This window comes from uncultured Dokdonia sp. (assembly GCF_947492535.1).
In the GTDB taxonomy this organism is placed as follows: domain Bacteria; phylum Bacteroidota; class Bacteroidia; order Flavobacteriales; family Flavobacteriaceae; genus Dokdonia.
This window is the reverse complement of the sequence record NZ_CANLNH010000019.1, coordinates 12,683-34,722: the sequence shown is the minus strand read 5'-3', so window position 1 is coordinate 34,722 and position 22,040 is coordinate 12,683. Positions and strand designations below refer to the sequence as shown.

Genomic DNA, 22,040 nt, shown 5'->3' with positions numbered 1-22,040 from the left:
AATGATTTGGTTGTTTTGTTTATTCTTTAGGTATGGAAATTAAACAAATTAAATGATTCCTAATAATTTATTATAATAAAAAATAATTATGCTATCTATAAATAGGGGTGTAACTATTGGTTTTATAGTGGTTTATAATTGGCTTACTAATTGTTTGTATATAAGCAACCAACTAGTTTTTATCTATAATGATATGCTTTATCGCTTTGCTTTCCCTGTGGTTACGAACCTGCCTGCCAACTGGTAGTTCTCACAAGTTCGCTTTCGCGAAAGCGTATATAGCATTATTATAGTTTTACTTATGCCATTCTTTTTGATAGTCTGGATTTTCTATGATTTCTTCCTGTATCGTATCCGAAAGCTGATTTCCTTTTTTATCAATAGTAATCACCCATACATTGGTTTTACAATTGTCTTCTAAGGCTAGATTATTTGATTTGCATTCTTGTTTAGTTCCTTTAATGATATATCCATTCTCAGTTTCTTCAGCAATATTTCCATATTCATTATAAAAATCACCATACGTAGCAGTCCATTGTTCCTTTCCTGTATCATCTACTTTAATAACATAGACATCATAATTTCCATTACCAAATGAACTTGTAGACCCAACTAGAAGATATCCTCCATCTTTGGTATCAATAATAGAGTTGGCTTTATCGTAACTTTTTCCACCAAATTGCTGTGACCAGATTTCATTACCATTTTCATAGTTTTTGGTCAATAGTATGTTAGAGCCATCTCCTTTAGAGGCAATGGTTGTGACTTGTATAGAACCATTATCTGTAGGGATAACGGGCTGAAATTCTAAAGATGTTTTCTTTATAAACTTGACGTTTTTGATACGATTTAAAGAAATTAAAATTTCACGTACTCTATTAAAAGCATCTCTTTCTACCTTTAGTTTATAATTAGAGACTAGTAAGTTGGTGGGTGTCAATATCGTTAATAGATTTACATCTTCTTCACCCTGTTGCTGGATGTATAATGTGTTTTCTTTCTTTAAAATTTCAAAAGCAACATCCAGTTCTGAGTTTTCATAATGACCTGTGTAGGCATCTAGTTCGTAATTATTTAAACGAGTGTTAGGGATTTTTGTATGAAATCTAGGTGCTGCTTCTGGTAGATATAACGTAAGGCTTATAGGTTGTCCAGAGGTTTGTGTAAGTGCAATTTTGGCATCTGCAGACTCTTCAAATGCATACAGATTATCTTTTTCTTTAACGAGTGTAAATGAATTGTTGTTACCTCGTTTGTACTTTACTTTTCCATCTTCTTCAAAAATCTTGATAATAATACCTCCATCGGTAGTGGTATATGTTCCTGTAAATGCTTTTAATGATAGGGGAGTACCAAGGGCAAGACTTTCAAAATCTGTTTTAGCAATGTTGCTTTCTTTTTTTGGTAATATCACGTTTGCTATTTGATCTGCAATACCACTACTCCAAACCTTATTATTAGAACTCATCACAAAAATGGAAAGCCCTTCTTCAGGATAACGAGCCATTTGTGCATTATAAGAGCCCGTGCCTCCTGCATGGTGAACAGCTTTGTAATTCAATCTATCTTCAAGTTCTAGTCCAAAACCATAAGTGGTAATCTCACTATTAGGAATAGGAAGCTGACTTTGTATTAATAATTGATTAGTTGTTTTTTGTGCATTTTGAACTGCCTGCTCATATATTAATTGATCTTTTAGAGTGGTAAATAAAAAACCATCCCCGTATAGATTGGTAAGCATGGGGAACTGTTGCCAGTTTCCATCTCCCCAATCAGAGTAAGGTAAAGCTTGATTAGGAATCACGACCATATAATTTTTTAAGAATGTGGTATTTTTCATTCCTAAACTTTCAAATAATTGTTTTGAATAGTCATGAAATGATACGCCTGATACTTTCTCAACAATTTTTGTCAATATTGTATAGTTAGAATTACTGTAGGTATACTCAGATCCAGGTATGAAATTGAGATCTTCTTGCTTTTCTAATAACTCTATAACATCATCATTATCTAGACCTCTACGACTCCACCATGGATCCGTTTGTAAACTCATTAAATCTGAATAGTCCCTAATACCACTCGTATGGTTAATGAGATGCCTCACTTTAATAGGCTCCTTTATATTTTTATAGAGATTTGGAAGATAGGTACGTATGTCATCTTCTAAATTTAGCGATCCTTCTAGATTTAATTTTAGAACGCATAAAGCAGTAAATTGTTTAGCTACCGATGCAATATTAGAACGAGAGGTTTCATCTGCTTTTACTTGATGTTGTAGACTTGTAAGACCATTATAATATTCATATACAATAGCTCCATCTTTAACAACTCCTACAAATAAACCAGGATCATTTGCCGCTATTTTTGAAGATACAATAGCTTCTATTTTATCTATAGCAATAGTTTGAGCAAAACTCATATAAGATAATAGAAGAAGAATAGTTGTGATTATTTTTTTCATGACGTGTTTTTAAATTGACACACAAATATCCTTTGTTTATAGGTTCTACGCGCTTCAAATCTGGATTTGAGACCTATTTTTAATGAAACTCTTTGTTGAAAAGTCCAAAAGACGCATTCAAGATAGTTAGTTGAATTAATCCCGCTGCAAAGCGGGATACTAATCAGTTTGTAAAATTTACCTTAATGTGGCAAGAAATTCTTTAGGCGAAAGTGAGGTGTGCTTTTTGAAAGCTCTATTAAACGTAGCTTTAGAATTAAAACCACATTCTAACGCAATCCCTAGTAAGGTCTTCGTTTTTTGAGCATTGTTTTTTAGTTGCTCTTTCACAGCTTCAACCCGGTAATAATTTATAAAGTCATTAAAATTCATATTGAAACCACTATTTACTATAGAAGAAATGAATTTGGTATTGGTTTCTAATTGAGAAGCCACATCAGAGACAGTTAAAGAAGGGTTTTCATATAGTTTTTTTTCGAGCATTAGGTCTAATAGCTTTTGTTTCCATGCATCTGTATTCGGAATAGTGATTTCTAATCTTTTCTTTTCTGTATGTCGAATAGGTATGTCTGGATCCGCTTCATCTACCGGGGTGTCTATAGGAATCATTGCTTTTACCGTATTAGAATACCCACTTAATGCGATATAATAATATAATGCTGAAAAACACAGATAATACCAGAATTTTCGTCCAAATTGGCCCCATTCAGGATTGAGAATAAAGTATAAAACTCTTAGCAATAGAATCACTAAAAAGGCAATAAAGAAATGTTGTAACCATTTAAACAAAATTGAATCAGCAAAACTTACGGTTTCAAAAGCTATCTTTTTATAATTTATATAAAAGCGCAAACTTAAAACTAAGTAAAACACCATAGATGCTAATCCTACGATTTGATACCATAAGTCAAAATCTTTATCTCTACCGTCTGCATAAAAATAGGGTTCGTCTACGATAAATACATCTGTAATAAAAACGATAAGATTATAAATCATATATACAAAAGCAGGAACGAAATGGATATAATCTTTTTTAGAAATTTTAAAGGATGCATTTAATAGGATCTGTGAATAAAAATAGAGTACAGGTCCCATAAGAAACAGCTGTTGAAATGGTATAAAAAACAAGATTTGCCTATAAGGTGGTTCAGAGTACCAATTGGCATACCCTAACATAAACGGAGTAATGTATAAGGTACATAAGAATACAAAAAGGCTTAACCATTTACTAGACTTAATATCGCTTTGTATTCCTTTTTTTAAAAGTAAAAAAGAAAACACAATGCCGTGAAAAAAGAAAATAAGTAAAATAGAACTCTTAGGTCCAAAGCCAAAAAACATAGGTTCTTCTTATGATTGATTGATGATAGAAATATATATAACTATAATACAAATTACGATATAATTTTAGAAGTATTGAATTTAATTAGGTGTCCAATCAAGTTTTTGAAGCAAATACGTTTGTCTAAATTTTCAAATAAATAAAACATGACTATAAATCTCGTTGTAGTATATTAATCATTAACTACTTAGAGTGTTTTATGATTATTTTATAATTATTAGAACGTAGTATCAGTGTATAAGTAATTATCTATCGGGATTAACTTATATAACAGATTACCTAAAGATATTTCTATAAAATTGACAAAACTTATATTATCTTTTTAAAAAAAATCTATATGAAAACTAAATTACTAGTACTTACATTATTTATCTGTGGTTTTGTATCAACTATGAAATCTCAAGATTACCTAGATATGATTGAAGCAGAAACCTTTAGTGTTCAGGAAATTATTGAGTCTGGAGAGACCTATTTTGAAAATAGAGACAAAGGAAGAGGCTCCGGCTATAAACAATTTAAACGTTGGGAATATATGGCACTTCGTTTAATGAATGAAGAGGGCTTTTTACCAACAACACAACAAAAATTAGAAACATTAGCATCTTATAATAGTTATTTGAATGAAACTGCACAAAATCAAGTGATATTGCAAGATAACTGGGAGGAATTAGGACCGATGGACTGGACGGTTACTTCTGGTTGGAATCCTGGTGTTGGTAGAATTACTGGTATTGCTATTGATCCTACAGATAGTGATATTATGATTATAGGAGGACACAGAGGAGGCGTTTGGAAGACAACAGATGGGGGTCAGAACTGGACACCGCTTAATGATAATTTTGTAAATCTAAGCGTATATTCTGTTGCTATAGACCCTCTCAATCCTAATATATATTATTATGGATCTTCTAGTGGAATGATTTTTAGATCAACAGATGCAGGAGCGACTTTCTCCCTATTAGCAGACTTAAGTCAATCTCGCATTATAAAAATATTAATACACCCGACCAATACTGATATTATTTTTGTTTCTAGTGAAAATGCAGGAACCTTTAGATCAACAGACGGTGGAGTAACATGGAATAATGTAACAAGTGAAGGAAGAAGTTATGATATAGAGTTTATGCCAGGAAATCCTTCTGTAGTATATGCGTCAGGATTTTTATATCATAAATCAACAGATGGAGGACAGACATTTACTACTATAAACTCAGCAGGATTTTCTAATGTCCCTAAAATGATGGCTGTTTCCCCTGATGATGCAAATGTTGTATACCTACTTCAAGGATCAGGTGGTTTTGAAGGTCTTTTTAAGTCTGAAGATATCGGTGATTCATTTACTGAATTAGATCATACAGGTAGAAACTATCTCAATCTAGATCAAAATGGAGTTGGTACTGGAGGACAAGCACCTCGAGATATGGATATTGCAGTTAGCCCTAGTAATATAGATGAGGTGCATATTGGTGGAGGTAATACTTGGCGTTCTCTAGATGGAGGAATAACTTTTGAACTTAATTCCTTTTGGTTTATTCCTGAAGTTGCAAACTTAAACGTAGGTTATAATCATGCTGATATTGATATGCTGCTTTTTGATGGAAATACATTATTAACAGGAACAGATGGAGGTATCTTTAAAGCAAATGATCCAGGAGGACCAATTACTACAGATTTTTGGGAAGACCTGACTGCAGGTCTTGGAATTAGAGAGTTTTATAAACTAGGTATTGCACAAACCATAGATCAAAAAATATCTGGAGGCTCACAGGATAATGGAACTTCTTTATTTCAGGATGGTAGTGGATGGACTGATTGGTTAGGTGCAGATGGAGGCGAAAGCTTTGTTGATAAAAATAATAATGATCGTATTTATGGAACTACGCAGTTTGGTAATATGTGGATAAGCAATGACAATGGAATTACTGTATTTAATCCAAATCATCCTAATAATGAATTTAGTCAAGGAAATTTTGTGACCCCTTTTGAACAAGATCCTGTAGTTCAGGATAGAATATATATAGGATATAATGAGGTATATCGATCTAATAATGGAGGCGGGACTTGGACACCCGTATCTCAGGATATTTCTACAACTATTAATGGATTTAATATTGCTATTGAGCATTTTAAGATTGCCCCTTCGAATAATGAGGTCTTATATGCCTCAGTAAATAATTTTAGTTCAGGTAATGCTAATTTTTATCGTACAGAAGATGGTGGGGCTACAGATTGGGTACAAATGACTACTCCTGGCGGTTTTATTAATTCTATTGCGGTTCATCCTACAAATCCAGATCTTGTGGCAGTTGCAACCACAAGTAACAATAGAGTTTTGATCTCCAATGATGGAGGAGCTACTTGGGAATCTTGTAAAAAGAATTTACCAGACTTTGCTGCCATGGCTTTGGTTTGGGATGATAATACAGAAGATGGATTATATCTAGGGATGGATTTTGGTATTTATTATATAGATAATACATTGGACGAATGGGAAATATTCAATAATAATTTACCCAATGTTATCATTTCTGAATTGGAAATTAATAATGAAACAGATATGATATACGCAGCAACTTTTGGTCGTGGACTTTGGGTGTCTCCAACTGTAGATCCTTTATTAAGCACAGAAGATTTTATCTCAGAAGATAATGTGACGGTATTTCCAAATCCAGCAACTACCGAAATTTTCGTTACTGTAGATACTGCTTCAGAAGGAGATATAAGACTATATGATATTACAGGAAAATTAGTTGTTTTCCAGAAAGATGTATTATTAGATTCTAATTATAGAATTGATCTTTCTCGATTAGAGAGTGGTACTTATTTTTTAAGAATTAATACAACTTCTGGTTCAGTAACTAAAAAAATACTTAGAAAGTAATAAGTAAGATAAAAATAATTGGGCTCGTAATATATTTAATCAAATTTCTGTAAATTTTTTTAATAATAGTATATTAAAGTACGTGTTTAACTTTATAATATCAATTACTAAATAGTTTTAGTTAAATAGAAATATATTACGAGTCCAATCTTTTTTCTAGGAAATACCTTTCTAGAATTTTTAGATGTATAATTCATAATTATACGCTCTACTTTTGAATATATGAGTATTGATTATCAATTATTCAAGGTTATATATGACTCTATTCAGTGTTTGAATATACGTAGTTTTTGTATAGATTGTTTCCTTTCATTGCTTGTGTAGGATGAATTTATCTGATAAGTTCAATAATACTAATGAAGATTACTATATTGTTTGTAGTATATCGTTAGGTGTAAGCAAACGTTTTAGAAGTTCTCATTGAAAGATTTCAAAATCTTATTATACTATAGATAGATTTACGTATCTCTCGGTTAGCCATATTATGAGTGTAAATTAGACGCAGTATGTTCTGTTAAAAGTGTATTTATAAGTTTAGATATTTGTCTTGAACCATTGTATATTAAATAGAAATTTGAATAGTATCATTGTGAATACTATTTAGATATAATATAGGAAGTTTTTAAAAAAAATGTTAAATTTTAAATTTGTAGGATATTTCTTTATCATGTATGTATGAAAACAGTATTTTTGCAGTGTTAATTATTTCAACCCCTTATGATTAGACAAAAAAGAAATATGAACATAATGGATCGAGTAACACGGTTTGTGATATCATTAGTTCTTCTAGGAATTGTAATTTTTGGACCGCTCTGGAATCTTTTAGGCTTCTTTATAGTACTACTATCGGTTCTTTTTCTAATCGCTGGTATAACTGGTTTTTGCCCTTTTTATAAATCTATAAATGTCGATTTTACTAAATCTGATGAGTATTTTAAGTAATCAATTTTACACTTCTATACTTTGGAATGCTTGTTTTATACGCTTTCGCGAAAGCGAACTTATGAGATTCACTATATATATAGCGAAACGATAAACGTATATAGTAATCCTCTTATTTTAAAATCATAAAATCAACCCCTTAATCTCTTCTAGGTGTTTAGCTTTAAGTTTCCAGATTTCGTTTTTATAATTTCAACTTTATCCATTATCAAGTTTCAGGTTTCAGGTTTTAGGTTTCAAAGGAAAAGAGATTAGAGTCCTGAGTCCTGATTTTCAAGTTTCGTGATTCTAATTTCAACTTTTTATATACCCCTGACATCTTCTGTCAATGTCGCAATTATTTTTGCAGTAGTAAACTTTTAAAAAACAACTACATCATGAAAAACGCAGTGAATTGGTTTGAAATACCAGTAAGCAATTATGAAAGAGCAAAAAAATTCTATTCAGAAGTAATCGGTGCTGACATTATTGATCACGACATGGGTGATAAGAATATGAAGTATGGTATTTTTCCATATGATATGGAAAATAACAAAGTAGGTGGCGCTATTCTTCAAATGGAAGGCATGAATCCATCTGCCGATGGATCTACAATTTACTTAAATGGGGGCGAAGATTTAAGCGTACCTTTAAGTAGAGTGGAAGGTGCTGGCGGAAAGGTATTGATGCCTAAAACCGATATTCAAGAAAATGGATTTATCGCTCAGTTTACCGATACAGAGGGAAACCGCGTCGCCCTCCATTCTATGGGATAATGAGCAATGCATCATAGATGCTATAGATATACTTTTTGTGTATTTCTTTTTCTCCAGTATACGACAGACTGTAAATTCTGGGCGAGGTGAAGCGATGACAGTTTTCGTTAAAAATTTTTGAAGCCTTGGAAAAAATTTAGAAAAGAATTTATGGTTTTTCGCTTCAAGCGAAAAAATACCTTAGAAATCGAAGATTCATGAGTTCAAAAATTTAAAATAGAAATCACGCGAATAAAAAGTGTCTTTTCTTTTGGTTCGTTTTCTTTGGACAAGCAAAGAAAATGAACAAGAAATATGATTTTAAACTAATATGTTTAAGTCTTAATAAGATTAGACAAAAAAACTAATTAGTTCTTTATATAGCATATATGATACTACTATAGCAAACGCCCTGATCAAGCGTTTGCTATCTTTGTTTTATATGTCACAACTATCTAGACTCATATCAATTTTAACGCTGTTACGTTCCAAACGTTTACTTACAGCGACAGAACTCGCCGATAAATATGGCGTAAGTGTTCGTACCATTTATAGAGATATTCGTAAACTGGAAGAAGCGGGGATTCCTGTGTATACAATTGAAGGTAGAGGATATAGTTTAGTAGATACCTATTCGGTAGCTCCGGTACAGTTTACAGAACAACAAGCCAACGCACTGATTACTGCACAGCATCTAGTAAGTCAATCGAAGGATGCTTCTTTTGTTAATGAATTTAATGAAGCTTTGACCAAGATTAAATCAGTATTTCGCACCTCTATTCAAGAGAAAAGCGAATTACTAAATGATAAAATATTGGTGTTTAATTGGGAGCGAGAAGAGTTTTCGAGCAATGCCTTGTCAGAGATTCAGTTGGCCATTACGCATTTTAAGTATATCGAAATCAATTATCAAAAAGCAGACGACCCTACGATTACCTTTCGAAAGATAGAGCCGTGTGCGATGTATTCCGCCTATCATAAATGGATTCTTATTGCTTGGTGTCACTTACGTCAAGACATGCGTGCTTTTCGTATAGATCGTATTAAACACTACAAAATCTTAGCAGACACCTTTGACGATCGAAAGTTTAGTATTCAAGACTATTTTGCGACCTGTCCGTTTGATGAGAAGTAAGACCAAATACATTCTAACAAAGTCTTAGAAATAGTAACTAAGATTTCAATAATGAATTTTAAAACATATTTGGCCTTAAACCACACGTTCTTTATGGATTATAAAGATCTACAGAACATCCAATAGATTCGTTAAAAGTAACATCCATATCAATTCTGTCTCCTTCTAAAGTTAATAGGACCTCTCCATCATCATCACTAGAAATAGAACAATAAAAATTATCCTTACATTGAAAAGTTTCATTTCCTATTGTCACAAATTTCACCCACCAATAATCATTAGCACTTCCAATACCTGTTTCGTATTTAATACGTAATGGTTCGGTTTTTCCTCCTACAGGGATATTTTCATAGGTCATTTCTTCTTGTTCATTCGGATCATTTCCTCGTCGGTGTCTTATCGTGAGTTCTTTTAGAGAAACTCCCCAGTTATTTAGAACAGTCACAAAACCAAATAAATCGGTTACTTCCCCTTGTTCGTTTTCACTGCCTTTTAATTTAAATGTTGAATACTCCATACTTTTTGTTTTTAACGTTTATAAAATTAATTTTCACTTCAAATATGGCTGATTATAAGTGTGTTATAAATAAAAATGAGTGTATGGAACTATTTGTATAGTGAATGGTTTCTTTTTTTGAGTAACATTATTCTTTGTCAAGTTTCAAGTTTCAGGTTTCTGGTTTCTGGTTTTGGGATTTGGGATTTGAAATTTTTTATTTTGCTTTCGCGAAATGAGATACCTATCTAAAATGAGTACCTTATTTGATAGATCACAAACTCAAAACAAAAGACCATGAAAGTACATGCATATGCCGCTACGGAAGCCAAAGGGAAACTGACACCATTTACGTATGAATTAGGAACGTTAGGAAGTGAAGAAGTAGATATTAAAGTGCATTATTGCGGACTTTGCCACTCGGATATGAGTATGATCAATAATGATTGGGGGATGTCTACATATCCATTAGTACCAGGTCATGAAGTAATAGGGGAGGTGATTGCTGCTGGGGATCATGTAAAAAATGTCACGGTAGGTGATAAAGTTGGCCTTGGATGGACGTCTGCATCCTGTATGAGTTGTCAGCAGTGTATGAGTGGGGAGCATCATTTGTGTGGCGCCAGTGAAACGACGATTGTAGGAAGACATGGAGGATTTGCAGATCACGTACGCGGTCATTGGTCTTGGGCGATTCCGTTGCCAGATGGGATTGATCTAAGTAAAGCAGGTCCTTTATTGTGTGGCGGGATTACGGTCTTTAATCCTATTATTATTTCGGGCGTACTCCCGACAGATCGCGTAGGAGTGATCGGTATCGGCGGACTCGGGCATATGGCGCTTAAGTTTTTAAAACATTGGGGATGTGAAGTGATTGCCTTTAGTTCTAATCCTGATAAAGAAGCACAAATTTTAGAAATGGGAGCTACCAAAGTGATTAATTCCAGATCACCCGAAGCGCTTGAGAGTATCGCAGGAAGTCTTAATTTTATATTGAATACCACCAATGTCACCCTAGATTGGAATTCGTATCTAACGACATTAGCACCCAAAGGAAAATTCCATACGGTGGGTGCAGGATTAGAACCGCTAGCAATTCCAGCATTTAGCCTGATAGGCGGCGAAAAATCCATTGGTGGAAGTCCCATAGGAAGTCCTTCAACTACAAAGACGATGTTAGATTTTTGCGTACGTCACGATATTTATCCTACCGTAGAAGAGTTCCCTATGAATCAGGTGAATGAAGCACTGACGCATTTAGAGGAAGGGAAAGCAAGGTTTCGAGTGGTGTTGAAGAATGGGTAGAGTTGTTTTTTATTTTTTTGCTCCTGCCTGCCGGCAGGCAAGTTCGCGAAAGGATATAAATTATTTTAAATCATATTAAAAAAATGTCAATAGAACTTATTATATCCTTACTGGGTGTTTTTACAGCTATAATTGTAGCTGTAGTAGGAGCGTATATGGCTCGTAATAACAATATCAAGTTAGAACTTAGGAAATTAAAAGAAAGTCATTATTTAGGATATATACAAGCTTTAAATACGTATGGTAATTTGCAAAGTGAAGATGCATTTAAAGAATTGTTATCACTTAGAAATAATATGTTATTGATTGCCAATGAAAAAGTTATTAATGCAATGATTACCTATGAAAAAAAAGGAACTGGTCATCCCTTAGAAACACATAACCTTTATTTTACAACTTTATTGAAAACAATGCGATCTGATTTAGGACTCAATAACAATGATTTTCCTGTTATTGGTTTAAAGAGACTATCTAAATTTGAAGTTCAAACGGATGAAGAACAGACTGTATTGATAGAAACAAATGATGTTATAAAGCCCAGTAAAGGAATACCTCAAGGAGAGGATTGATAAGGTATAGTTTTCTACCCAGTCATTCCTTCTACAAATACCTGTACAAAGGCTTTCATTTTATCTAAAATGCGTTCACCTACTTCACGCGCTTTCAATATACTTGGCCTGTTATCTAGACATTTGAAAATATCATCACGCAATGGCTCTCTACCATAGTTAGTATAGCTTTCTATTAATGCTTTAAATTGTTTTTGGTCTAGATTTTCTTCTTCACATATTTTAGACAAGGATAGAATTTTTTCTTCGTACCAGAAACGTTCAAACTCATCTTGTATGTTATCTACATCATTAATGAGTGGAAGGTTTTCTTCAATAAATTTTTCAATAAGCTCGCGCTTACTTCGCAACTCAACATCTCCAGATAGCATTTCTATAATTGCTTTTTTCTGTGCTTTAGCCTCTTCAGTAGTAGATTCTTTTAACTTTGCTAAGAGTTGTAAAATATAAGCGACGTTAATTTGGTCTCGATGTATGAGTTCTAACTCAAAATCAATATCATCAAGAATGGATGTTTTATGTTTTTTATTATCATTTTTAACTTTATCGTATAAATCTAAATACTTGCTTTTATAGTTTTCAAAAGTTTGTTCATCTATTCCTAGATCTTCCCATTCAAAATCTGTATATGATTCTAATACATTTTTAGCACGTAACAAACGTCTAAATGCTTGTACAAACTTTAATTCTTCTGTTTCACTTGGCAATGCATCTACGCTCTCAAAAGTGGGAACAATCTCTAATAAGTTTTTTAAAGCTTCATCAAACTTTTCAGCAATTGTTTCATAAGGTGGTAGTATGATTTCTTCAATGGCATCTTTATTAGAAAACAATGTGATTGCCTCATCTGTTGCTTTTTTTAAGTTTCTAAAACAAAGAATATTTCCTTGTGACTTTTGTTCTCCTAAAATCCTATTGGTTCTAGAATACGCTTGTATTAGGCCGTGATACTTTAAATTCTTATCGACGTATAAAGTATTAACTTTTTTAGCATCAAAACCTGTGAGCATCATGTTTACTACAATAACAATATCTAGGCGATCTTTATCTTGAAATGTTGTTTTTTCTCGTTCTTTTAAACGCTTACTAATATCTTTAAAGTAGTTTTCAAACTGCTGACTATCTTTCGTTGAAAAGCTTGTATTATACATACTGTTATAGTCAGCGATATAACTATCTAATTTATCTCTTGTATGGCTTGTTTTGTAGTTTGGATCTGGTTCACCCGCTACATAATAATCATCGTCAGGCATAAAATCTTTTGCATCTTCATCATCTTCATTAGTTCCGTAAGAAAAGATAGTAGCAATACGTAAATCGTGCTCTCCAGCTTCTTTTTTACGTTTAAAGATATCATAATACTTGATGAGCGTATCAATATTACTTACTGCAAAAAGCGCTGAATATTCCTTACTAAAGGTTTTCTGATTGTGATAGGCAATCATATAATCTGCGATTTTTTCTAAACGTTTTTCATCTGCAAAAACTTCAGTAGTATCAATAGCTTCTACTTCAATATCTATAAGAGTTCGTCCCTTTTGCTTGTATTTACCAATATACTCTACTCCAAAACGCAAGACATTTTGATCTTTTATGGCATCTGTTATTACATATTTATGTAAACAGCTTCCAAACAAATCTTTGGTAGTGCGTTTTCCTAAATCATTCTTAGCTGCATTATCTTTAAAAATGGGTGTTCCTGTAAAACCAAATAGCTGACTACTTTTAAAATACTCGGTAATTTTTTTATGTGTATCTCCAAACTGACTTCTATGGCACTCATCAAAAATGAAGACCACTTTTTTATCTTGTAAATACGTTAAACTCTTTTCGTAATTGGTTTTAGAAATCGCATTATTCAGCTTTTGAATAGTCGTTAAAACCAGTTTAGAATCGTCCGTCAATTGGTTAACTAAAGATTGCGTGTTGTCAGTAACATCTACACTCCCTTTTTTAAAGCTGTTAAACTCTAGCATGGTTTGGTAATCTAAATCCTTTCTGTCTACTACAAATACTACTTTGTATACGTCTGGCAAGTTCATGATCAACTGACTTGCTTTAAAAGAGGTTAAGGTTTTACCCGAACCTGTCGTATGCCAAATGTACCCGTTGTCATTACTCGTGATTACTTGATGTACGATATGTTCTGAAGCATAAAATTGATATGGTCGTAAAACCATTAGTATTTTATGTGTTTGATTATGCACGATATATTTAGCAATCATTTTACCCAAATGGTTTGGGTGTAAGAACGCTTTCGCGAAAGCGGTTAGATCAGTAATATTTTTATTATTTTGATCTGCCCAGAAAAAAGTCTGTTTGACAGATTGCAGCTTGTTATTGGCTAAATATTTAGTATTTGTACCATTACTAATCACAAACAACTGTACATACTGGAATAATCCATGATTGGACCAAAATGAATGACGTTGATATCGATTAATCTGGTTAAAGGCTTCTTTAATTTCAAGACCTCTACGCTTTAACTCTATTTGTACTAAGGGCAAACCATTTACTAATAAGGTAACATCGTAGCGGTTTTTATAAGTGCCTTCTTGCGTAATTTGATGGGTGACCTGAAACAGATTTGTGATCCAATCTTCACTATTATAAAAACGCACATAAAAATGATCTCCGTTTTCTCTGGTAATATTGAAACGATCTCGTAAGGTTTTTGCTTTTTCAAATACATTCCCTTTTGCTAGATGATTTACAATAGTGTCAAATTCTTTTGTAGAAAATACAGTTGCATTAAAGACCTCTAACTGTGATTTTAAATTGACTAACAATGCGTCACCATCTGTAATGACCACCTTTTGATAGCCTAAACCAACCAACTGTTGTATTAAATGATGTTCTAATTGCGTTTCAGATTGTTTGGTCATAATAATATTGTCATTGCGAGGTGTAACCGAAGCAATCTGTTGCTTGTTCAATTAGATCTTCCCAAGTCAAGTTACTCGTTTCTATAAGTGCTATTTTCTTGGCTCTGTTACCTGCCTTTAATTGTTTTTCTCTTGCTATAGCATCTCCAATTTCTTGAAATGCTTCATAATAGACTAATTTACTTAAATTGTATCTGGCAGTAAATGATTTAGGGTGTTTTTTTTCTTTATGTTGCTGTATTCTAGTCAGTAAGTTAGATGTTACACCTACATACAAGGTTGTATTATTCTTATTAGTGAGTATGTATACAAATCCTGGTTTCATTTTATTTTGTAATTGTCTTCTGTACCGTCATTGCGAGCGTAGCGTGGCAATCTGCCTCTTGCTTATTCTTTTATTACCTAATCATTAAATATCATTCTCTGTCAAATTATTAATAAAAACCTCTTTTGGTAATTTCTTTTCGTAATCTTCTACAAAGCAAACTATTTGATCACAACATCTATTCAATAAATTTTCATAAGATGTAGATGTTTTATTATTTAATATTTTGATAGTATATTTATGACTTAAATTTATGTGATTTAAATCTTTTGTTTTTAAAAAACGAACCTGTCTCCAGCCATAATTTAATTTATTCTCATCTGGTAGTTTTGAAATTATTGAGGAATTATGCATGTTTATTAGGCCTACAAACAAGTTTCCATTTTGAAAGCCAGATCCACTAAATGATTCTACTCCAAACAAAAAATATGGTTGCGGTTTACTTTTAAAATGAATCCAAATTTGAGAATTCTTTTTTTCTATTGAATTGCCTTCTTCTATATTGTAAAAATCTGGATTAAGTTTTTGTTTTAAAACTTCAATTATATTTTTTCTAAAATTTTGTTTTAACCTATTTAGTGCTTTATCATAATTAGTAGCGATAAAACTTGACTCTTCAATATTTGCCATCATAAGGTCTAACAATTCTTTATCGTGTTTACTATTCATAGTGTTTGTTAGCTTTTTAATTAAAACTATATATTGATTGATGGCTTCGCGTAAGCTTGTGAAATTTGATACTTCTTTTAGACAAAGTTCTAACCAATTGATAATAGTTGTTCTATAACTAATATTAAAAAAATCTTTATTAGATTTTAAGTTTATACTACTTGATTTATCTGGATCTTCTCCTTTTAACGTTAAGTAATACACCGTATTTTTTTCTGGTTCATGATTACAATACCGTTGTATCTGTGCTTCTTGATCTGATGCATGAATTTTATTTTCAATACTAATACGATTACCTAAACTATCTTTTAAATAAATATCTATTCTTCCTCCTGTAGCTTTACTTTTATCTTCGCCTTCTTTATTATATAATTTTATTTTACCTGGAATTGTATATTCTACTTTAACAGAAGCTTTATCTGTTTTAAAATTACTTTTTTCGGAAGTTTTAATTTCGTGATTTTCATTGTGATCAATAACATCAATAAACAACCTTAAAAACACATCTCCCATTTTATGAGAACCTTTCGGGTTTAATAACTCAGCTAAAAAAGCAGAGTGCGTCTTATTTTCTTTTGTTTCTATATTCAATACCGAAAACAGATTAAAATGTTCCCCTTTTGCTATGGTTAATTCTTCATGATGATCTATAATTTTTTTAGTGCCTTTGAGAAGCCTTCTTACATCTTTTATTTCTATCATTTGTTAGTATTCTTACCTTATTTATCTTTAATTAAATCCATAAATACTTTTCTCAAAATAATAGTTTTATCAGCCATCCAATCTATAGCTTCATCCCAATTATCTTTGTCATTAAGATTGAATTGTTTGTATAAAGCAATAATCTTGTCTTTATTTTTTGGATTCGGATTCCACAATAATTCATCTCCAATTACAGATTCAATATGAAATTTTTCTTTTTCAAAATATGGTAACCACTCCTCTACATTTTTACTTGATATATAAATTCTAATTCCTATTTCGTTTCTATCTGTATTAAAAGTATTTGAAAGATGAATACCTGATTTTCCTAATACCACATCAAACCAATATTGAGGTCTAGGTGTTTGCAACTTGTGTATTTCGTCAAACTGAAGTAATCTGTCTTTAAATCTTTTCCAAAATTCTAGTTGCGTTTTTCTAGTCTCACTTAATCCTTTTCCTTTTTCTAAATCTTCACGTTTCTTTTCTTGTACGTCAATCATAAACTCTTCCGTTTCTGGAAGCGGTATGATTTGTTCTATCTGTAGGAATATGTTTTCATTTTCACTAAAAGGAGTTGCCCTAAAGCATTGAACATTTATACCATGCGTGATTAACCACAATACTGTAGAGGTAACTTCTTTTCTGTAATGATTAGCAACAAAAATAATACGTTGATCACCTGAATTTAAATACAATTCACCTTCTGTATGCTCCAAGTAGGTTTTAACTAAATCTTCTGCAATTTCTTCACTTTGTGATTGTAGTAAATATTGTTGAAAGAGATGAAGAATTTGTTTTGTTGTTAATGTAGAACAATAGGATGCATATTTTAAAGCTTGCCAAGTTACATTTTTACCAGAATCGTCTAATTTATTTTCTATAATTACTAGATTTCCTTCTTTATCTAAGGCTAATAAATCTAAGCGTTCATTAGTATCATTAAAGCCACTAAACTCTTTTTGGATGATAAGTAGATCTTCACCTAAAATTTCTGGATTTTTGGCTATCCATTCTTGCAAATGGTCACGTTCTCTAAAACCTAAATCTTTAAATAAGCGTTCTTCTAGCTTTTCTATATCGTTTGATACTTTGTTTATTTTGTACATAATTATCTATACTTTCTAAATGCCTGGATGGTTTGATAAATCCCGTAGCCCACGAAAATCCTACCTATAAAATCCCATATAAAAAACCATGTTCTTGGATGCGCATCAATGGCTTTCATATAGTCAAACCGATGCGTTGGATTTAAGAATTGAACAAAATAGTCCCATTGCCATTGTGTATAATCCATTGTAAATTCAAAATTACCTATATGTGACAAAGCCCAATGGAAGAAAATAGTACCAACAGAAAGTGTGAATAGTATCCCTTGTATATAGGAAGAACCAAACCAATTGGAAAGCCCATTAAGCGATAAAACAATGATATTGGATATTGGATTAAACAGGTGAACACCATATCTTATCTGTAACCAAGATTCTTTAAAATGCGTTCTGCTTTCTTTTACTTTATAGGGAATGGCATCAATATAGTTTTTTTGATTTTCTAACTGATGTTTTATAATACGATACGTTTCTCTCTTATTTTCAATAGGGATCTGATAGCTTTCTGCTATAATAGTTTCATATATCGCGGTATACGCCTCATCATAGCTAAAGGTATCTTCTTTTGTTAATGCATTATCTAGATCTTTATAAATTTGAGTATATGTCGTGTAATCATCAAATTTGAAGTTGAAAATACTAAGGTCACCTACTAAGACCGCTGTAGAGAGATCAAACCCTTTTTCAGGATTTGTATTTCGTAAGACGAGTAGTTTATGAATAAGCGCATGGGTAAAAAGCACATTTTCTTTAAAACAAACTGCTGAAAAATCTGCAATATCCAAGAACTCCGTTTTATAGAACTTAGTGTTTTGATAAAAAGTAGATTTCCAAAAATCTGCTCGTTTTTCAAAGCGTGTATGGTGGAAATCTGTTTCTCCTAAAAACCGACAGTCTCTAAACCTGACATTACTTTTAATGATGGCATTTTCTAATCTAAGGTTCTCTTTAAAAATGCAATTTTTAAAGGTTAAATTATAGTTTTCAGGTATATCTGTAATGACTATTTCGTGGTTAAAATGACAATCTCTAAAAAAGAATTCACCAAGCATAAGCGGGACGACTGTTCCTGTATCATAATGATCATTAAAAGGAAATACCAGTCTATGATCTATAATTTTATCATAAAACATCGCTAAACCATCACGAAACAGTTTTTTAAATGTTTTTTCTTCATCATCTGGTATACGTTCTCTTTCTATCATTTTTTCTTTATAGATCGCTTATACAAACAGCTGCTGCAACAACCCTTTTTTAAACGTCTCCGTCTTGCTTATTTGTGTAGCGACACTTTCTATTTTTGTGTCTATCGCACTTAAATAGGTAGCTATTTTTTGTTGTTCTTTTAGGGAGGGAAAAGGCAATTTAATTTCTGAAAAATATTTAAAACTTATCATTTTACCATCTCTTATGCCTTCGAGTTTACTTTGTAATTGCCTAATATATTTATCTGTTTTCAAATAACGTTTGTAAAAATCTTTGTTTATCTCTTCCGAAACAGGACGAAGAATATTATAAGCAGGGCTACAGATTCCTTTATAATTTGAATACTCTATTCCACCTTGAAATGATCTTAAACTAATTATAAAATCACCAACTTGGACAACTTTATAACTAGCAACGCTTTTTTCTGTAACAATCATTTTATAATTAATCATTTCTCTTGGTATAGCTCCTTGATCTTGAGTTATAGCAAGTATTGGTAAATCTGAGCTATGATTTTTATCTGAAACACTTTTAAAAAGCATATTACCCTTAACTTCTTTCCAATCTGGGAAATCATTCCCATCATCATCTTTAAACCGCAATACTTGACTAAACAGTTGTTGCATCACGCCTTTTTTGTACTGTTCTAATAACTCTTTTTTTGTATTGAGTTGTTGTATTTTAGTATCTACTGCGGTGAGGAAATTGGCTATTTTTTGTTGTTCTGGGAGTTTGGGAATACATCTCCTTTGGGCATGTACATCATTTCGATTAAGAGTAGGTACACCTGAACCTGTCCCTAACCTTTCTAATTTAAAGTTTGAGTAAAAATAATAGACATATTTAGGGTCATTTCCTTTGAAATCTGTAACCCATAATGCAGTATTATGAGGCCAATAATCATTTTCAACATATGTGACTTTACCAATAGTACCAGATCTACCCGTCACAACTCCAGGGGAATACGCTTTAAATTCATTATGAGTTTTTAAAATGCCATTTGAAAAAACTACAGGGTATTTACCTTCTTTGATTTCAATCACTGGTAAATCAAACCCCCTCTGTAATGGTGCAAAATCAATAACTTTAGCTATTATCCACTCCTCATCAAACTCTTTAAAGCGTAGTTTGGGTTTTAGAGAGAGAGATTTCTTCGTCGTAGTTTGCTTCGTGCCTCGCAATGACGATTTTGAAGCAATCTGTTTGTTATTAGCAGTTGCATCGTGAGATGGCTTTTGGGATTTGTGCTCCGAAGTGAGAGATTGCTTCGCTCGTTCCTCGCTCGCAATGACTGACTCGGAATTGGCGCTCGCAATGACGTTCTTTTTGTTGTTTTGTGCTGTCATTAAAAAGGAGTGTCTATATCAAGTTGTTTACAAAAATCTGCAATCGTTGCATCCGTTTTTGAAATGTCTTTATCTAAGGCTTTTAGGTCTTTTGAGACTTGCCCTAAATCTATAGGCTCTTCTTCTTCAAAGGTGTCTACATAGCGAGGAATGTTTAGATTATAATCATTTTCCTTCACCTCATCTAGCGTAGCGACATAACTGTATTTATCTTTTGTAGTACGTTCTCGATAGGTGTTTATAATTTCATTGATATGCGTTTCTTGCAATACATTTTGGGTTTTTACTTTTTCAAAATGTTGGCTGGCGTCTATAAACAAAATATCTTGAGCGTTTGCACGTTGCTTTTTTAACACCAAAATACAAGTAGGAATACTGGTGCCGTAAAATATGTTTGCGGGTAAGCCTATCACAGCATCCAGATAGTTTTTATCTGCTATTAGAAATTTACGAATATGTCCTTCTGCAGCCCCTCTAAACAACACTCCATGTGGTAATACACATGCCATCGTACCTGTGTCCTCTAGTTGGTGTATCATATGTTGTACAAAGGCAAAATCGGCCTTAGATTTTGGAGCTAATTTCCCATAGGCAGAAAACCGATCGTCACTCATAAATAAAGGACTAGCTGTCCATTTTGCTGAAAAGGGTGGATTTGCTACAATGGCTTCAAAGCGTTTGTCTCTATGATTTGGGCTTGGATTGACAAGCGTGTCTTCATTATAAATATCAAACTGCTTGTAATGTACATTGTGCATGATCATATTCATACGACACAGGTTGTAGGTAGTCGGGTTACTTTCTTGCCCATAAAAAGAACCTACTTCTTTAACTTCTTTTGCCACACGCAATAGTAAAGAACCAGATCCACAGGTAGGATCATAGACACTTTTTAGGGTTGTTTTATTGGTAGTCACTAGCTGTGCTAGTATCTTAGATACTTGTTGGGGAGTATAAAACTCCCCTGCTTTTTTTCCCGCGCCACTTGCAAATTGACCTATTAAATACTCATAGGCATCTCCAAGAATATCACTTTCGGTATTCTCTAAGTCAAAATCTATCATTTCAAGGTGACTCAGTACTTTTACAATGAGTTCGTTTTTAGCATCTTCTGTCTTTCCTAATTTACTACTGGTTAAATCAAGGTCTTCAAAGAGATTGCCAAAATCGTCTTCGCTCTCACTTCCCATGGTACTTTGCTCAATGCTCGTGAGCACATTTGCAAGATCGCCAAGAATGAAGTTGTTTTTTCCGCCTGAGTTTCCACGTTTCGCCAGTTCGCTAAAGAGTTCGCTGGGTTTTAAAAAGTATCCTAATTTATCTAAAGCCTCAAATCTAATAGCTTCTAGCAAAGCTTCGGCTTCAGGATGCGCTTCTACCGTATCGTAACGTAAACCATCAGGTTGCAGAATAATGTTTGCATAGCCTTTCATTTTTCGGCTTAAATACTTATAAAAAATAAAACCTAATATATAATCTCTAAAATCATCTGCGTCCATATTACCACGGAGGTCATTTGCAATATTCCAGAGGGTTTGTTTGAGTTGCTGCTGTTTTTGATCTTCAGACATTAAATAAGTGCTGGTTACTAGTTATAAATAATTGGTTCTTTAAAAATAGACATCTTTGATAGATAACAAAGCGTATTTACAAGTAATATGGATTTAATTTATAAAGATACTTTTCTAGTAAGCATTCCTCTTACGGAAAACCGTATTCATTGTTACAAGTTTCAAGTTTTTGGATTTGATATGTAAAGCACTTCGACAAGCTCCCTGTGACAATATGGATAGTCTTTGAGTCTTAAGTGATGAGTTTAAAAAGGTTAGAAGTTTAAGTGTTTATGTTTTGAATCGTTAGTTGATGGTTGGTGAGAGATGAGTTTGTCCTACGCCCTTATTTTTGTCAATCTTATCTTCATACGTTCGCATAC

At 32.7% G+C, this 22,040-nt stretch carries 16 protein-coding genes; 6 read left to right on the top strand and 10 right to left on the bottom strand.

The window, feature by feature from the left end; translation table 11 throughout:
* Window positions 1-295: 295 nt before the first annotated feature.
* Entirely contained in the window at window positions 296-2,461 is a 2,166-nt protein-coding gene (locus Q1A60_RS19260) for a serine hydrolase domain-containing protein (RefSeq protein WP_299768249.1), read from the bottom strand.
* A 177-nt stretch (window positions 2,462-2,638) separates the two neighbouring features.
* Window positions 2,639-3,802 carry a helix-turn-helix domain-containing protein gene (locus Q1A60_RS19255; RefSeq protein ID WP_299768246.1) on the bottom strand — a complete coding sequence of 388 codons (1,164 nt, stop codon included), beginning with the start codon at window positions 3,800-3,802 and terminating at the stop codon, window positions 2,639-2,641.
* A 338-nt stretch (window positions 3,803-4,140) separates the two neighbouring features.
* On the opposite strand from Q1A60_RS19255, the gene Q1A60_RS19250 reads away from it, so the two are divergent.
* From Q1A60_RS19250 to Q1A60_RS19240, 4 genes are all read left to right on the top strand, one after another.
* Complete coding sequence (locus tag Q1A60_RS19250) at window positions 4,141-6,684, top strand: T9SS type A sorting domain-containing protein (protein ID WP_299768241.1); 2,544 nt, start codon at window positions 4,141-4,143, stop codon at window positions 6,682-6,684.
* A gap of 717 nt (window positions 6,685-7,401) precedes the next feature.
* Window positions 7,402-7,626: a DUF2892 domain-containing protein gene (locus Q1A60_RS21635; protein WP_363322603.1), complete on the top strand. Its 225-nt coding sequence runs from the start codon at window positions 7,402-7,404 to the stop codon at window positions 7,624-7,626.
* Between the two features lie 377 nt (window positions 7,627-8,003).
* Entirely contained in the window at window positions 8,004-8,381 is a 378-nt protein-coding gene (locus Q1A60_RS19245) for a VOC family protein (protein WP_299768238.1), read from the top strand.
* Window positions 8,382-8,802: 421 nt separating this feature from the next.
* Complete coding sequence (locus Q1A60_RS19240; protein WP_299768235.1) at window positions 8,803-9,495, top strand: YafY family protein; 693 nt, start codon at window positions 8,803-8,805, stop codon at window positions 9,493-9,495.
* 91 nt (window positions 9,496-9,586) lie between these two features.
* Here Q1A60_RS19240 and Q1A60_RS19235 read toward each other — a convergent pair whose 3' ends face one another.
* Window positions 9,587-10,012, bottom strand: coding sequence for a hypothetical protein (locus Q1A60_RS19235; protein ID WP_299768232.1), 426 nt, complete (start codon window positions 10,010-10,012; stop codon window positions 9,587-9,589).
* A gap of 276 nt (window positions 10,013-10,288) precedes the next feature.
* Between Q1A60_RS19235 and Q1A60_RS19230 the strand changes: the two genes are divergently transcribed.
* Both Q1A60_RS19230 and Q1A60_RS19225 read left to right on the top strand, forming a co-directional pair.
* A complete protein-coding gene (locus Q1A60_RS19230) occupies window positions 10,289-11,296 on the top strand; it encodes an NAD(P)-dependent alcohol dehydrogenase (RefSeq protein WP_299768229.1) in 1,008 nt (335 codons plus the stop codon).
* Window positions 11,297-11,379: 83 nt separating this feature from the next.
* On the top strand, window positions 11,380-11,865 hold the full coding sequence (locus tag Q1A60_RS19225; RefSeq protein ID WP_299768227.1) for a hypothetical protein: 486 nt from the start codon (window positions 11,380-11,382) through the stop codon (window positions 11,863-11,865).
* Between the two features lie 14 nt (window positions 11,866-11,879).
* Here Q1A60_RS19225 and Q1A60_RS19220 read toward each other — a convergent pair whose 3' ends face one another.
* From Q1A60_RS19220 to Q1A60_RS19190, 7 genes are all read right to left on the bottom strand, one after another.
* Entirely contained in the window at window positions 11,880-14,750 is a 2,871-nt protein-coding gene (locus tag Q1A60_RS19220; protein ID WP_299768224.1) for a type I restriction endonuclease subunit R, read from the bottom strand.
* Window positions 14,751-14,760: 10 nt separating this feature from the next.
* Complete coding sequence (locus Q1A60_RS19215; protein WP_299768221.1) at window positions 14,761-15,075, bottom strand: GIY-YIG nuclease family protein; 315 nt, start codon at window positions 15,073-15,075, stop codon at window positions 14,761-14,763.
* A gap of 84 nt (window positions 15,076-15,159) precedes the next feature.
* Window positions 15,160-16,446 (bottom strand): PD-(D/E)XK nuclease family protein, encoded by a 1,287-nt coding sequence (locus Q1A60_RS19210; RefSeq protein ID WP_299768219.1) that lies wholly within the window; start codon window positions 16,444-16,446, stop codon window positions 15,160-15,162.
* A gap of 17 nt (window positions 16,447-16,463) precedes the next feature.
* Window positions 16,464-17,555, bottom strand: a complete 1,092-nt coding sequence (locus Q1A60_RS19205) for a DUF4268 domain-containing protein (RefSeq protein ID WP_299768216.1) — start codon at window positions 17,553-17,555, stop codon at window positions 16,464-16,466.
* 2 nt (window positions 17,556-17,557) lie between these two features.
* Window positions 17,558-18,760 (bottom strand): pentapeptide repeat-containing protein, encoded by a 1,203-nt coding sequence (locus Q1A60_RS19200; RefSeq protein WP_299768213.1) that lies wholly within the window; start codon window positions 18,758-18,760, stop codon window positions 17,558-17,560.
* A gap of 18 nt (window positions 18,761-18,778) precedes the next feature.
* Window positions 18,779-20,107, bottom strand: coding sequence for a restriction endonuclease subunit S (locus Q1A60_RS19195; RefSeq protein WP_299768210.1), 1,329 nt, complete (start codon window positions 20,105-20,107; stop codon window positions 18,779-18,781).
* Entirely contained in the window at window positions 20,107-21,678 is a 1,572-nt protein-coding gene (locus tag Q1A60_RS19190) for a type I restriction-modification system subunit M (protein ID WP_299768207.1), read from the bottom strand. Before Q1A60_RS19190 ends, Q1A60_RS19195 begins: the two co-directional genes overlap by 1 nt.
* Window positions 21,679-22,040 lie beyond the last annotated feature (362 nt).